This window comes from Staphylospora marina (assembly GCF_003856495.1).
Lineage (GTDB): Bacteria > Bacillota > Bacilli > Thermoactinomycetales > Thermoactinomycetaceae > Staphylospora > Staphylospora marina.
Genome location: NZ_CP034118.1, coordinates 1,370,148 through 1,385,638 on the forward strand (window position 1 = coordinate 1,370,148; position 15,491 = coordinate 1,385,638).

A 15,491-nucleotide genomic window follows, 5' to 3' on the forward strand; every position below is an offset into this window, starting at 1 on the left:
GGACACCAACACCCACCGATACATCAGATATAAAAACCTGAGGTTCCCTTGTATCCGGACTTCCCCCGGCAAGTATTACGTAAAATCGGTGATCGTCGAGGGAATGTACATGAATCCTCAATGAAAAACCGGCAATTTCGCCGGCTTTTTCTTGTTTGTGAGCCTCTTATTGACCCGTTGGAGATGAGCATCTTGAACAGTTGCGTGTTAAACAAACAATTCCCCGGAAAAATTCCTCAGGGGAGTTTTTTGTTTTCCGGACATAAAATCGAAGGAATCTACGAATTCATTAACCAAAGTCTGCTGAAAAGAGGTATTTTCATTGAGATTGGTCTCGCAATTGACGGACTTCATCCTCTTTACTCCGGAAGAGACATCGGAAAGATTGAAGCGGTATTATCCAGATGTGAATGAAACAAGGTTGGAACTTGAATTGATCTGCTTCCGATACTTTATCGTGGATCTTCAGTTGTACGCAAAGCATAAGGAGAATCCAAATATCAAGAGTAGCATCTCCAATGAAATCAAAGAGAACATCCAAACGGTTATCAAGTTTAGTTCCGGAGAAGAAGCCGAAGAACAATTTTTCAACTTATTGAGAGCAAGATACATGGAGTATGCCGCAGTGCTCCAAGAACGTCCAGAAAACCTGACAGATATTGTCGCACGATTTGTTGCTCACGTAGATGATAAAGAGTTCAATACCGGCAAAGAATTTGCTCTCGAAACGAGAGAGGTTTTTTGGGAATTCATTCGTCAAACAAAATCGTTGCTCGGAGATGTTAATCAATTAGAAGGCGCGGAATCGGCGATCGATTCCAAAGAAGAGGATTCTGGATATACTCCTATTTTGGATGTTAAACGCCTCAAACGCTGGATCAAGATGGTGAAGACGGTTGCTTATCTTGTCATGATCCTGGGCATCTTCACTACCTTCCGATTCTATGTGGATGACTCAATCATTTGGAGTGTTGTAACAGGGTTGGTAACCCTTCGCCAGATGACGACGATCCATGCGATTGGAAACTTTTCCATGAAGCAACAAACAGAACAGAATGCATTGGCATCGTTGGGGATCATCATCCTCTTCATCCTTTCACTGCTTTGAGATGCTACAACTTCCAAAAACCCTTGGGAGTTTTTCTGTAACTGTTTTCAACGATAGGTCGGTCACGTTGATTTTGCTTGAGCCTTCCCCGCCGAAGACAACTGATCGGAGGGCGAAATTCAATCCGGATGGATCTGCCGCCGGGGATGGATTGCAGGTCCCGAATGGTGTGTGACCGAGATCGTGGACATATCGCCCTTTGTTTTTGCGGTGTCAGATCCACGGCGAGATCCTCAAACTCTTCGATTCCCTATCTCCACAAGTCGTCACTGGATATGTTTGAGGCAAAAAATCAATCGCCCGTCTTCCGAAACAAGGAAGACGGGCGGTGACGAGACATGCACCCGGAATCCGATTCCGCCACTTCTCTTGCACGTTCGCCGGTTCATTTCAAACCGGTCGTGGCGATTCCCTTGATGAAGTGACGCTGGAAGATCAGGAACACGATGATGACCGGTACCGTCATGAACATGGCTCCGGCCATGATGTGGTTCCAGAATGCGTCGTATTCCCCGTACAGCGTGGCCAAGCCCACCGGCAGGGTGTACATCTCCTCCGACGTGGTCAAAAGGTTCGGCCACATGAAGCTGTTCCAGTTGCCCATGAACTGAAAGATCGCCTGGGTGGCCAGTGCCGGACGCGCCAGCGGCATGACGATCCGCCAGAACACTCCCCAGCGGGTCAGCCCGTCGATGAATCCGGCCTCTTCCAGTTCCTTCGGGATCGACAGGAAGAACTGACGCATCAGGAAGATCCCGAAACCGTTCACCAGCCACGGAATGGTCAGTGCCGCGTAATTGTCCACCCAGCCCAGCGAGCTGAGCAAAATGTAAATCGGAACGAGAATCACTTGCCCCGGCACCATCATCACGCCGAGAACCATCAGGAAAAACAGCGTTTTCCCCGGAAAGTTGATTCTCGCCAACGCATATCCCGCCATGGAGTTGAACACCAAGTTGCCGGCCGTCACGATGACCGCCACGATCAGGCTGTTGAGAAACCATTTGGAAAACGAGTATTCGTCACTGCCGATCAGCTTGATGTAGTTGTCCAACGTGAGCTTTTCCAAAGGCACCCAAACCTTGCTCACATCCGGTGTGGCCTTGAGTGAGGTGAGGACGGACCACAGGAAGGGGAACAAGGTCAAAGCGGCATACCCGATGACCACCGTGTACAGCAGCACTTTCCAAATTCGTTTGGACACTGGATGTTCCCCCTTTCCTCTACATCCGGGTCTCTTCCCCAAAGAATTTGCGCTGGACCAGCGTCAGAATCAGAATGACGAAGAAGAGGAAAAACGCCATGGCCGAAGCGTAACCCATTTCAAACTCCTTGAACGCCGCGTTGTACAGATAGAGAACCACCGTGAGCGTGGCATCCAGCGGTCCGCCTTCCCCTTTGGAGATCACGTACATCTGGTCAAAGACCTGGAAGGTGCCGATGATGGACATGATCACGATGAAGAAGGTGGTGGGCTTCAAAAGAGGAAGCGTGATGTGCCAGAAACGGCGAAACGGTCCCGCTCCGTCCACTTCGGCCGCTTCATACAGTTCCTGCGGGATATCCTGAAGCCCTGCCAGATAAATCACCATGAATTGCCCCACCGTGGTCCAGACGGCCATCAGCATGATCGAAGGCAGGGCAAAATCCACGTCAAGCAGCCAACTTCTCCCCTCGATTCCGAACAGCCCCAAAAACTGGTTGACCACTCCGTCTTTTTTGAACAGGTTGAGGAACATCACCGAAACGGCGACGGTGGAGGTGACGGTGGGAAGAAAATAGGAAACCCGGAAAAACGTGCGTCCTCTCACTTTGCCGTCCACGATCAAGGCCAACAGCAAAGCGATGCACACCTGGGTCGGAACCACCCCGAGAGAATAAATGGAGGTGTTCAACAAGGCTTTTTGGAACCGCTCATCCTGGAACATGCGAACATAGTTGTCGATGCCCACAAACTTTGACAAATCGGGATTGATGAACGTGAATTCATGAAAGCTGAGCCAGAATGCATACAAGATGGGGCCGACCAGAAACACGGTCAGTGCCACGAACGCCGGCAAGATGAACAGAAGGCCGGCCAGCGGATCTCCGGTCAGTGATCTGCGCAAATTCATCCCCCCAGTTGACGTCCACTCTCTCAGACAAAAAGGAGCGCCGCGACCGAATGCAGCGGCGCTCCGCCGTTTCCGTTCAAGCCATCATTTTTTCTCTGCTTGCTGTTGGGCCTTGTCCAGCGCGGCTTTTGCGGAAGACTCCTGTTTCAAAACCAGGGATTCGACGGCTTTGTTGGCGGCGTCGGTCAGTTTCGGCCCGTATTCGCCGTACTGGAACGGTTGGGCATAAGCGGCGCCTTTCACGAACGCCTCCCGCTCCGGATATTTCTCAACGAATTTCTGTCCCATGGCTTTGCGGGACGGAAGAGCCAGACCGCTGTCCACCACGTATGCCTGCCCTTCTTCACTGGTCAGATACTCGATCAGTTTGAATGCGGCATCTTTGTTCTTGCTGTTTTTGGACATGACGTACGCAACGGTGAACGCCAGGTTGGAGTTGGGTTTGCCCGCTTCTTTCACCGGCAGTTCAACGATGCCGTATTCGATGTCCGGTGCTTTTTCCTTCAGGAACGGGATCAGCCATCCGCCTTCCACGACCATGGCCGCTTTCTGTTCGGCAAATGCGTCACCGCTCCAGTCAAAGCCCATGTTTCTCGGAACATCGGCCACTTTGTCCTTCACGAACAGATCGGAGAAGAATTGAAGCGCATCGGCGTTCTCCGGCAGATTCAGGCTGGGTTTGCCCTGATCATCCAGAACTTTCCCGCCGTTTTGATACAGGAACGGCTGATAACGGGCAAGTTCGGGGTTGAGCACGAGTCCTTTGCGATCCCCTTTGGTCAGCTTTTGGGCCGCCTCTTTCAACTCTGCCCAGGTCTTGGGAGCCTCAATGCCGGCCTCCTGGAACATCTTTTTGTTGTAGAAGAGTGCGAGCGTGTTGTAATCTTTCGGAATTCCGTAGGTCTTTCCGTCTGCTTGGAATGCTTTCACCAGGGAGTCTTCAAAGTCGGAAAGATTGACATTGTTCTTTTGCACATATTCATCCAGCGGTTCGAGGGCACCCAGGCGAATCAGGTCGGGAGCCGGCATGCTGTCCAGATAAAACACGTCCGGTTCCTTGCGAGCCCCGATCATCGTCTGGATTTCTTTCAGATAGTCATCCGTGATCGGTTCGATCTTGACTTTGACACCGGGATTTTTGCTTTCAAATTCCTTGACTTGCGTTTCCAGGATTTTCTTTTCCGCAGGACTGGACACCGCGGCACCGATCCGAATCACTTGGTCTCCTCCGGATTCATCGGAAGGGGAACTGCATGCGGTCACCATCAAAGCGAGAGCACCCGTAAGCGCTGTCAACATCCGCCATTTTTTCTTCATCCACGGATTCTCCTTTCCCTGAACTTGAGGCTGTCTTTTCACCGGACGGAACGATGGAGCACGGACCAGCCGGTCGTGTTGCGCAGAACCGACACATGAACGCCGGCTTCCGAACGGACCAGAGCCAAATCCAGCTCCCCTTCCCCCACTTTCAGTCGCCGGATCAGCAGTCGGTTGACGCCTTCCGGCAATACGGGAGCGAGTTCCACCTGCTTGCGAACCGGATCGGGGAACATGCCCGCCATCGCGCGAAGCAGGACAAACGCGGCACCTGCCGCCCACGCCTGCGGAGAACAAGCGACGGGATACGGAACGGGATTTCCTTCGTTTTCTCCGTAGCCGCAGAACAGTTCGGGAAGTCTGTAATCCCCGAAACAGGAAGCGGACCGGATCAACCCTGCCATCAACCGGGCGGCCTCGTCGGTCATCCCGGTTTCCAACAGACCGAGCAGAATGAGCGAGTTGTCGTGCGGCCATACGGATCCGTTGTGATAACTCATCGGATTGTACGCCTTTTCCCGATCGCTCATCGTCCGGATTCCCCATCCGCTGAAGAGGTCGCTTTCCAACAGTCGTCGGCCGACACGGGCCCCTTTGTCCGGATCGAGGATTCCCGTCATCAGCAAGTGGCCCGGGTTGGAAGTGACCGCTCCCACTTTGCGGCGGTCCTTGTCCAGTGCAAGTGCCACGAAAGACTCGTCCTCCATCCAGAAATCATCCGCAAAGCGACGCTTGAGATCTTCCGCCTGTTCACGCAGCCGGTTCGCCGTCTCTTCGTCTCCCAGCAAACGGAACAACTCGGCCCAGCGGGTTCTGGCCATGTAGACGTAGCCTTGCACCTCGCACAACGAAATCGGGGCCTCGGCGAGCCTGCCGTCCTTGTGAACGACGGAATCCGCAGAATCTTTCCATCCTTGGTTGTCGATTCCCTTTTCCGATTTGCGGACATAGGAAGTGTACCCTCTTCCGTCCGGATCGCCGTGACGATCCATCCATTCGAACGCCCTGCGTGCGTGATCGGCGAACGTCCGGATGGTTTCGAAATCTCCGGTGAATCGCCAATACTCGGCCATCAGGATCAGAAACAGCGGCGTGGAGTCGATCGATCCGTAATACGGAGTGAACGGCACCTGGCCGGAATTGGCCAGCTCTCCCCTGCGAATTTCGTGCATGATTTTCCCCGGCTCTTCATCTCTCCAGGGATCCAGGCGGCTTCCCTGATGACGGGCCATGGTTCGGATGACGGCCAACGCCAGCTCCGGACGAACGGGCAAGGCCTGCCAAGCCGCGATCAGGCTGTCGCGTCCGAAGGGCACCGCAAACCACGGAAGTCCGGCCACGGGGAGTTCTCCGTCCCCCGCATCTGTCAGAAGCATCCGGAAGTCTCCCAGAGCCGTTTCCAGCATTCCCTTGAACGCCACGGAATCCGTCTCCGCCTCTGGACAGGAAGTGCGCCATTGTTCTTCCTTCCGCAAGACCCTGAGAAAAGACTCATCGGGACTCAGCACTTCGGGGGATTCGTCTCCTTCGGAGGAAACGACCGAGAGCGTCACCGACATGCTCTCGCCGGGCTCCAGCAGGACGGGAATCCGGAACCGGCCTTCCTCATCCGTTTCCGCATCGGTGTCCACCGACACGGAGGTGCGACGAACCAATCCGTCCACACCTTCATACACAAACCGGACGGACGAATGTCCGCATTCCGACTGCCGCTTGTTCCCCGTCTTTCCTCCGGCGAATCCCCTGACCGTAAACATGTCCGCAAAGTCGGCATCGACCCGGATGACCATGTGCGATCGAAGCTGACGACGGTCCAGATTGGTCAGACGAAACCGGTCATGGAGCACGCTTCCGTCAATCCAACGCTCCCGGATGATCTCGAGCGACTCCCGCCAGAAGAGCACTTCGTCCCCGCTTTTCACCTCCAGATTGGTGTAACGCGTCTTCCCCCTCGCTCCACGGGCTTCAGAGGAAAGCGTCACGAGACCGACCCCTTCCAGCTCCCACTCCAGGGTGGAAAGATGGCGCATGTCCCTCCGCCACAATCCGTATCCTTCCGCATTGCCCCCGGGAACGGTTCCTTCGGGATCCGAAAACAGAAATACCTCTCCGTCTTTGATCAACTGTTTCATCTGAATCCTCCCCAAAGCTTCCCGAAAACGTTTTCGAAAAGACCCGAATTCGATCAACCGGAGGTGCTCTCGCGGATCATCAGAGACGGTTCAAGGATGACCGATTCCCCTTTTTCTCCTTCAAACAGGCGCACCAGCGCATTCACCGCTTCAAGTCCGAACCGGTATCGGGGCTGGTGGACCGTGGTCAGGGACGGCGAGACATACCTGGCGAGTTCGATGTCATCGAAACCGACGACAGCCAAATCCCGCGGGATGCTCCTGTTCATCCTCTTCAAACCGTTGACGGCCCCGATCGCCATCCAGTCGCTCGCACAGAATACGGCGGTGAGATCCGGATGGTTTTCAAGCAAGTGATGGATGCCCGTCGTTCCCGATTCCTCTTCGAAGTTTCCGTGAAACACCGCTTCTTCCAAGCCCGCTTCCCGCATGGTTTCACGGTATCCCTGGAGGCGCAGCCGGCTCACGTAGGCGTCTTCATGTCCGTTGATGAATCCGATCCGCCGGTGACCGAGCCCGATCAGATGCTCCACGGCCAACTTTGCCGCTTTCACGTTGTCCACGGAGACGAAACTGCACCGCTCCGCCGTGAGAGGAATATCAATCAACACACAGGGAATCGATGCTTCCAACACTTCATGCAAGTACGGATCCTGAAACTTTGCTCCCAGCAAAATCACTCCGTCCAGTTGCCGCCTGCGACACAGCTCCATGTATGAAATTCCTTGCGGACGATGGGGACTGCCGGCGGCCAAGACCACGTCATATCCCAGATCGGCGGCCCGGTCATTGACACCGTAAATAATATCGAACAGAAAATGATGCCCACGACGGGACCGGGTGAAATCCAGGACAATCAAGCCCAGTGTCCGGGACTTTTTCGTGACGAGGCTTCGTGCGATTCCACTCGGCTGATAATCCATTTCCTCCGCAAGTCGGAGAATGCGCGCTTTGGTTTTCGGGTTGATGTCTTTATACCCGTTCAGCGCCCTGGAAACGGTGGTGATCGATACTCCGGCTTTTTCCGCCAATTCTTTGATGGTTACTTTTTTCATCAAGATCCTCCGAAAACGTTTTCGGATCAATTGTAAAAAATATCAGATTTAATGTCAATGTTTTCTTTTGTCACCGATATTTATTTATCCATAAAAAAGAAAATCCCGCCTCGCAGGAGCGTTTTTTCGCCATTCCCGGCACGATCACGACGACGTCATGCCGTCAGTCGCGCTCAATCAGGAAGTCAACGGGACTTGCGTTTGACCCAGCCTTTGGATTCCAACAGATGCAGCAAGTATTTGAGGCGATGGACATACGTATGATCCTTCACCGTCCGCTCGTACGCCCGGGCGGCGATTGCTTCCCGTTCCTCGGGATGTTCCAGGTAATACAAGATCTTTTCCCTGAGATCATTCAAGTTGCGAAAGAAAACCATTTCCGTTCCCGGTTCATACATCTTCTTCAGGTCCCGGCGCCAGCTGGTCAGCTGAAAGGCCCGGCAAGCGGCGATTTCAAACGTCCGGTTGTTGGGAGTGCAGGCCGGCACGTTGAGGGGATTGTCGTTCCGATCATTTCTGGTGCGATGGATGTTGAGAACGATCTTGGCTCCGCAGTAGTACTTGATCACTTCCGACGGGGGAATCGGCTTGTTGTGGATGCATGATCTCAGTTGATGATAACGTTTCAGCCGGTCCCACCACTGACCGGCGATAATGGTTTTCCGAGTCTTGAGAAGCGGAGCGAGCGCATCGAAGTAAGCGATTCGGATGGGAAAAGCACTGCCGACGAAGCAGATGTCGCTCCTGTATTTCGAAGGAACGGAAACCGGTCGGTATTTTGCGGGATTCACCGCGAGCGGAACATGAACGGCCGGCTTGCCGAGTTTTTTGTAAAATCCCACGCTGCCGCTGTCCTGTGTGACGACGAAATGGTAAGGCTTGACCAAAGTGGCGTGCGTCTTCAACCGATACGGATCATCCACGGTCCACACGCCGATCGGCACCCGAAACGAACGGAGTTTGTACACCACATGCGAAGGCAGGCAAGCCCCTCTGAATGAGAGAATCACATCGGGGCGAAACTTCTTGATTTTGGAGTACAACTGATCGGGAGATTCCCGAAAGATCAGGAATTTCTCCATCTTGAACGGCGGTTGCAACTTCTCCAGTTCCTGAAACGCATGAATGATGTTTTCATCTTCGTCCGAGAGATGGTTCTGAAACGTGAATCCGCAGCCGGAAGAAATATAGAAAAGGCGCATCCCGATTCGGTCCTTTCCTTTTGTTTCTCATACCGGATCAACGTCGCGCCGGCTTCAACCGCGCACCGGCGCAATGAAAACCGCCCGGCCCCCATGGGCGTTCATGCATTTCCCACGTCATCCGGCAACATTCACGCGCATGAAACGGCTTCTACGAATCTGATTCATTTTATTTTTTCTCCGGAAAAAAGTGACCCGACCTTCGAAAATCATCGTCGGTCTATCCTCCCCTGTCCCGGTGACACCGGCACCCCTCCGGAAGAGATCTCATATGTTGGATTGAACAACGTTTGTACACGGAGAAGAAAGGCAGGTGGAAGGGTGAAACTCATCTTCATCGCCATAGACACGCTCAGAGCCGACCGGCTGGGTTGTTGCGGTTCCCACCGGCCGGACATCAGCCCCAACATTGACCGACTGGCCCAAAACGGGATTCTCTTTCCTTCCCTGATCGCCGAAAACAATGTCACGCAAAGCTCTTTCGTCACGATCATGACCGGAAAAAGCCCCCATCAGCACGGCATTGTCAACATGAAACCCGTGAAGATCCCGGAACGTCTGATTCCGCTGCCGAAAGTCCTGCAAAAAAACGGATATGTGACCGCCGCCGTGGACTGCAACCATCGGATCACCGGCAAGCCGAATCTCTGGTTCAAACGCGGGTACAGGGATTACCTGGATCCTTCCGAGTCACGGAACACGCACCTTGATCTCCCCGCTCAGGAAATCAATCGGCTGGCGATCCCCTGGCTGAAAAAACACAAACACGAGCAACATTTTTTCCTGTTCCTCCATTACTGGGATCCTCACTATCCCTATATGCCGGACACCGAGTTCGCGCGCTGGGCGGAAGAAACGGGCACGTCCGCGACCGCAAAAGAGCCTCCGCTAAAAAAACTGCTCAGGGAGCCGCTGTGGAGTTTCATCAACAAGTACAACCCCCAAAACCTGAACGCCACGCAAATCCGCAATCGCTACGACGCCGCCGTCAAACATGTCGACCATTACATCGGTGAGCTGCTGGACGCTCTTTCCGACATGGGCATTCTGGAGGAGACCTGTATCATCCTGACATCCGATCACGGCGAAAGCCTCGGTGAACACAACATTTATTTCGACCATCACGGATTGTACGACACCACCGTACGCTTGCCGCTCATCATCCATTGGCCGAACACGCTTCCCAGAAATCGCTGTGTCACCGCTCTCGTGCAGCACGCGGATCTGTTCCCGACGATTCTGCAACTGGCCCGCATCCGCAAACCGCGCGCGGTCGGCCGTTTGGACGGACGCTCGCTGCTTCCGCTCATCCAGGGCAAACAGAAAGAGATCCGCCCGTTCGCCGTTTCCTGCGAAGCCAACTGGCAGTTGAAACGCAGCATTCGCACCCACAGGTGGAAACTGATCCAGTCGTTGCAGCGGGACGTGTACGGCAATCCCAAGTTGGAGCTTTACCATCTTCCGTCCGATCCCGGGGAAACCCGCAACGTGATCTCCCGACATCCCAATGTGGCCCGGGCACTTCAGACCCGCATGAACAACTGGGTCCGCGGGATGCTCAGGAGATACCGCCGAAAGGATCCGCTGTCCGGCGGAATCAAAGTGAGCATGCACCGGGCCACCGTGGCCGAAGAGGAGCTCGTGAAAAAACGGCTCAGCGAACTGGGGTATTGACGGATGCAGCCCCGGATGTCGGGGCTTTCTTGCATGCGTTTTTCCCGGACAACGCAAAAAAACGGGCACCTTCACCCCGAAGGTGCCCGTTTGCGTCACAGCGGAATCACTTTCCCCTGCATTCCCTTGAGCGGCGGAATTCCGAACTGGTGCAGGATCGTGGGCGCCACGTCCATCAGGTGAATCCGCGGCAGCCTCTTTCCGCCGGGAGCCGGATGATTGGGAGCCGAAATGAAGATGCCGTCGTAATCATGGTTCGCCCCGTCAGGACCGGTGTCATTTTCGCGAAGATGCAATTTGCCGTGTCCCACGCTGCCGACCGAGCGCCAATACAGGTCGCCGAAGTAGATGAACAGGTCGGGCGGTATGTTGCGAACCCGTCTGTACCGTTTGGACGGCTTGAACACTTTGGTGTTGAGCGGTCTCCCCTGATCATCCACGAGTTCCTTCAGTTGACGGATCAGGCGGTTTCTGAATGATTCGTATTCGCTTTTCGGAACCGTGCCCTGCGGCTCTCGCCCCTTCACATTGATGCAAAGGCGACCGTAATATCCTCCGTACCCCCAGGCCTTGGTATGTTCCCAGTCGACCATGTCCGGCGTGAGCGGAACGGGCTTTTCGGGAATTTTTTTCAACCGGAGGTACCCCTCGCGAATGAGCCATTCATTGATGCAGAAGCCGCCGTCCATCCGTTTGGCCCCGTGATCCGACACGACAAACACCCGGGTCTCCGGCGGGACCAGAGACAACAGCTCTCCGATTTCACCGTCCACCAACCGGTAGTAGTCGAAAATCGCGTCTTTGTGGGGTGACGGACGGTGCAGAACGTGCCGTTCGTCCATGAAATGCCAGAACGCATGATGCATGCGGTCCACGCCTATTTCCACCATCACGAAGAAATTCCATGGCTTGTTTTGAATCAGCCAGCGGGCGGCGGCGAAACGGATTCGTGTCATTTGCCGGATGTCTTCCAACAGTTCATCCACCCTGTCCGTACGAAAGCGAGCAACATCAAACCTGTATTCACCGACCTGCTCCTCCAGTTCCCGCGCGAGTGATTTCGGCCAGGTGTACGGCACGGATCGGTCCGGGGTCAAAAAACAGGAAATCAGATGACCGCGCACGGGCTTGGGTGGATAAGACGGCGGAACCCCCATCACGATCGATTGCAACCCGTGTTTGCCGAGGAGGTCCCAAACCGTGGGTTCCTCGAGCGCCGTGCTGTCCACGATGCGAATGTCGGAATAACGGTGGCTTCCCCGGTTGCGAAATCCGTAAATCCCCAGCTGTCCGGGATCTTTGCCCGTCATCATGGACGCCCATGCAGGCACGGTGATCGGCGGGTCACAGCTCCTCATCCGTGCATGGACGCCCGATTCCATCAGCTTTCGCAGGTTGGGCAATTCGTTTCTCCATTTGTCAAACACCAGGGATGGCTCCGCACAGTCCAGTCCGATCACCATCACCTTGTTCTTCTTCATCCCCGACTTCCTCTCCCCGCACCGATCAATCCCCGACTCTCCAGAAAATCGAGCACTTTCCCGGCACTCTGCTCGGGAGTTTCCGTTTCTGTATCAAGAACGAGATCCGGGTCCGGCGGTTCCTCATAAGGATCACTGATGCCGGTAAAGTGGTCGATCTCCCCCGCGAGGGCTTTTCGGTACAAACCTTTCACATCGCGCTCGATGCATGTCTCCAGCGAACATTTCACATACACTTCATGGTACCCGGGAATCCGTCTGCGGCAATATTCCCTCATCTCCCGGTACGGCGTGATGAACGAAGCGAGCACCGCCACGCCATGGCCGTTCAACAACGCGGCCACCCATGCCGCGCGCTTGATGTGAATGATTCTGTCGTCACGGGTGAATCCCAAATCCCGATGGGTTTCTTCCCTCATCAAATCCCCGTCCAACAGTTGCACGCGCGGCCTGCCCAGTTTCACAAGTTCGTTCTCCACCAACCGGGCGACCGTCGTCTTGCCGGCCCCGGACAAACCGGTGAACCACAGGGTCCATCCGTTTCGCATCATTCCACCTCCCGCCCCGACAATATATGTCCGCGGCCGGGTTTTCGAAACGGGTCGGATGACCTATGAAAACACCGTGTCCAGCAATATGTCGATCCGATGCTCGTACAAGTGCTCCGCCATGGTCCTCCGGTACGCTTTTTCCGCGATTTCCCGGCGAAGCCGTTCCCTCGGAAGGTAAAATCGCACCAGCTCTTTGAACTCTTCCGACGTGCGAAAAGAAACGATCTCTTTGCCGGGTTCAAAGAACCGGTCGAGGTCCGGCCGGTAATCCAGAAGCTGAAACGCCCTGCACGCGGCGATTTCAAACGTCCGATTGTTGGGTGTGTCGGCTCTCACGCCCCTCCGGTTTTGCTTCAAGTGAGGATCTTTGTGCCAGCGGTGAAAATTGAGAACGATGTCCGCCCCGTTGTAATATTGGCGGGCTTCTTCCGGCTTCACCCATTCATTCCGAACGCGAATGCCGGATTGACCGTTCACGATGTTCCAGCCGGGTCCCACCAGTTTTACCTGGTAGTTTCGGAGAAACGGTCCCAATCTGCGGATGGCGGACACCCGGTTGCGAAACGCGGATCCCACCATGACCAATTGGGACCGGTACACCTTTTTGATCCGGGCAACCGGGGAATAGGCCGGAACGGGGGCGGCGAGCGGCAGATGATGGACGCGCGAAACGCCGAAGCTCCGATAGACGGGAACCGCCGCGCTCTCATTGGTGAACACCCAGTCAAACGCGTGACAAATCCGAAGGGAGACATCAATCGCATACGGATCATCGGTGAACCAAACGGCGCGGGGCACCCGAACGGTTTGCAACCACTCCAGAAAGACCGGTGAAAGCCGGACTCCCAGCATGACGAGCAGCAGTTGCGGTCTCCATCGCTTCATGATTTTCTTCCAATCCCGTTCGGGTGAATCGGAAGGCGAAAGCAATCTCACTCTGCACCCTCTTCTTCTGAGCGCCGTCATGACGGACCGGTCTATGAATCCAAACGGTTTTCGGACCGATGAAGGCACGAACACGACTCGCATCCGCCACCCCTCCTTCCAGGTTGCCCGGAACTGTCGTCCTTGGAGGCACCGTCCGCACGAGCATCTGCACATCCGGGCATCCCGGCCGCGCCGTGGACGTTCAGCACGGTTCCCCCGAACGGGACCATGTCACGGGCCGGCTCTTTCCGTCGAATCGGATTTCGGCGGAGGAGCCGTCGGAACGCTTTCCGGTCCCCCCGAGGATGCCGCGGTTTCCGGAAGAATGCCCCATTTGTGCAGGAAATACAGTCGATTCTGGTTCAACAGTTTTCGGAACTCCCGGTACCCGTGTTTTCGGAAACTGGTGCTGCCGAAATGATGCACATACGTATCCCCCGCCACGATCAGACGATATCCCGCCCGTCTCACCCGCAAGGAATAGTCGTCATCTTCGCAGGTTCCCAGTCCGAATCTTTCATCCAACATTCCGACTTTCTCCATCACGGCGCGGGGCATGACCAGGCAAAATCCGGAAAGTCGCCGGACTTCTCTCCATTCTTCCGGCCGCGGCCGGTTGAACCGTTTGCAAAAGCGATGAATTTTTTCGACGGACCTCAGAGTCACCGGAATCTTTTGCTCGGGGATCACCCGGTTGGAAACCGGCCCCACCAGCCCGACGGAAGGCAAGTGCGAAAACACGCGCAGCAATTGGGTGAGCCAGCGATGTGACGGAAGCGTGTCATTGTTGAGCAAAACGAGATATTCTCCGGTCGCCGCACGCAATCCTTGGTTGACGGCTGCCGCAAATCCCCGGTTGTACCGGTTGCGGATCAGGGTGAGTTCCCGATCTTGCCTTCCCCATTCGGGAATCCGGTCCGAACCGTTGTCCACCAGAATCACTTCGTGCGACTCGGGGGTATGCGCACGGATTCCCCGAATGCAATTCCACGTAGTTTGCCATTCGTTGTGATTCGGAATGATGATGCTGGCCGTCATCCCCACGCTCACACCTCCCGCACGGCATGCTGCGCCATCTTTCCGGCATTGTGCTTCAATCCCTCCAGCCAGGCGGGATCACGAACGGCTTTCTCCAGATAATGACGAAGTTCCCGGAGAAACGTCTTGCGCCCGATCACCGCACCGGTAAACAGGTGATTCACCCATTCGGCATGATCGCCCCCCTCATCGGCGAACACCGCGATGTTTGCCGCAAGAAGCGGCAAATGAACCGGAACCAGGGACCTGCGAACCGATGTGGCGGTGATCACCAGATCGGCGGCCAACCAACCTTTTTCCCTGTCCACTTCCCGGGCCTTCAGCACCTTGAGACCGTGTTTGCCGGCATCTGCACGTTCGGAAACCCATACGGCCGTCAGATTGTTCCTTCCCTTGACCGCCTGCCGGAGCACCTCGAGGACGAGAGGTTGGAACGAAGGAGACAACAGACGTTCATCCGCCCATGCCACCACCCGGGAAGAAGGAATTTTGTATGTTCTCCTCAGCATTTTTCGTCTTTCTTCGATCCGTTCGGGCGACCTTGGATCCGGATGGACCAGTTCCGCCTCCACCCCGTGCCGTCTGAAGACCGAACGAAATGCCAGCGACGGAACGATGACACGAGCCTTTCGGAACACATGGATCATACCGGAAGGAGGCAATTCGTCAAACGCCGCATGAATCTCGAGCGTTTCGGGCAAGGTTCGGATCAGTTCCGCCGGCGGGTTGAAAAGCCGAACCGTTCCGCCCGTTCCGATGCTCACCTTCGAAACATCGGCCGCCCGGGTCACCGACATCCCGTCTTCCCAGTCCGGAAACCGTCCCGTCATCGCTCCCGGCAATCCGGACGGAAATCGGAACGTCCGGATTTCTGTTTCTTCCATCACGGTTC

The 15,491-nt window shown here is 55.1% G+C and carries 13 protein-coding genes; 2 read left to right on the top strand and 11 right to left on the bottom strand.

What is annotated here, in order from left to right; genetic code table 11:
* Positions 1-322: 322 nt before the first annotated feature.
* Positions 323-1,108: a hypothetical protein gene (locus EG886_RS06895; RefSeq protein ID WP_124727442.1), complete on the top strand. Its 786-nt coding sequence runs from the start codon at positions 323-325 to the stop codon at positions 1,106-1,108.
* A gap of 385 nt (positions 1,109-1,493) precedes the next feature.
* Here EG886_RS06895 and EG886_RS06900 read toward each other — a convergent pair whose 3' ends face one another.
* The 6 genes from EG886_RS06900 to EG886_RS06925 all read right to left on the bottom strand — a co-directional run bounded on the left by EG886_RS06900 (position 1,494) and on the right by EG886_RS06925 (position 8,928).
* Entirely contained in the window at positions 1,494-2,312 is an 819-nt protein-coding gene (locus tag EG886_RS06900) for a carbohydrate ABC transporter permease (protein WP_124727443.1), read from the bottom strand.
* A gap of 19 nt (positions 2,313-2,331) precedes the next feature.
* Positions 2,332-3,222 (bottom strand): carbohydrate ABC transporter permease, encoded by an 891-nt coding sequence (locus EG886_RS06905; protein ID WP_124727444.1) that lies wholly within the window; start codon positions 3,220-3,222, stop codon positions 2,332-2,334.
* Positions 3,223-3,306: 84 nt separating this feature from the next.
* The gene (locus EG886_RS06910; protein ID WP_124727445.1) at positions 3,307-4,539 is read right to left on the bottom strand and encodes an ABC transporter substrate-binding protein; all 1,233 of its coding nucleotides are present in this window, start codon (positions 4,537-4,539) and stop codon (positions 3,307-3,309) included.
* Positions 4,540-4,577: 38 nt separating this feature from the next.
* Entirely contained in the window at positions 4,578-6,671 is a 2,094-nt protein-coding gene (locus EG886_RS06915) for an amylo-alpha-1,6-glucosidase (RefSeq protein WP_124727446.1), read from the bottom strand.
* Between the two features lie 53 nt (positions 6,672-6,724).
* Entirely contained in the window at positions 6,725-7,726 is a 1,002-nt protein-coding gene (locus tag EG886_RS06920; protein WP_124727447.1) for a LacI family DNA-binding transcriptional regulator, read from the bottom strand.
* 185 nt (positions 7,727-7,911) lie between these two features.
* A complete protein-coding gene (locus EG886_RS06925) occupies positions 7,912-8,928 on the bottom strand; it encodes a CgeB family protein (RefSeq protein ID WP_124727448.1) in 1,017 nt (338 codons plus the stop codon).
* 321 nt (positions 8,929-9,249) lie between these two features.
* Between EG886_RS06925 and EG886_RS06930 the strand changes: the two genes are divergently transcribed.
* Positions 9,250-10,602, top strand: a complete 1,353-nt coding sequence (locus tag EG886_RS06930) for a sulfatase family protein (protein ID WP_164491710.1) — start codon at positions 9,250-9,252, stop codon at positions 10,600-10,602.
* 95 nt (positions 10,603-10,697) lie between these two features.
* Here the strand turns inward: EG886_RS06930 and EG886_RS06935 are convergent, their stop codons facing one another.
* From EG886_RS06935 to EG886_RS06955, 5 genes are all read right to left on the bottom strand, one after another.
* Positions 10,698-12,083 carry an alkaline phosphatase family protein gene (locus EG886_RS06935; protein ID WP_124727450.1) on the bottom strand — a complete coding sequence of 462 codons (1,386 nt, stop codon included), beginning with the start codon at positions 12,081-12,083 and terminating at the stop codon, positions 10,698-10,700.
* Positions 12,080-12,631 (bottom strand): adenylyl-sulfate kinase, encoded by a 552-nt coding sequence (gene cysC, locus EG886_RS06940; protein ID WP_124727451.1) that lies wholly within the window; start codon positions 12,629-12,631, stop codon positions 12,080-12,082. The genes EG886_RS06935 and cysC overlap by 4 nt, the downstream gene beginning before the upstream one ends.
* Positions 12,632-12,694: 63 nt before the next feature.
* Positions 12,695-13,663, bottom strand: coding sequence for a CgeB family protein (locus EG886_RS06945; RefSeq protein WP_164491711.1), 969 nt, complete (start codon positions 13,661-13,663; stop codon positions 12,695-12,697).
* Between the two features lie 129 nt (positions 13,664-13,792).
* Positions 13,793-14,599: a glycosyltransferase family 2 protein gene (locus EG886_RS06950; protein ID WP_124727453.1), complete on the bottom strand. Its 807-nt coding sequence runs from the start codon at positions 14,597-14,599 to the stop codon at positions 13,793-13,795.
* An 8-nt stretch (positions 14,600-14,607) separates the two neighbouring features.
* Positions 14,608-15,483: a hypothetical protein gene (locus EG886_RS06955; protein WP_124727454.1), complete on the bottom strand. Its 876-nt coding sequence runs from the start codon at positions 15,481-15,483 to the stop codon at positions 14,608-14,610.
* Positions 15,484-15,491: the final 8 nt, after the last annotated feature.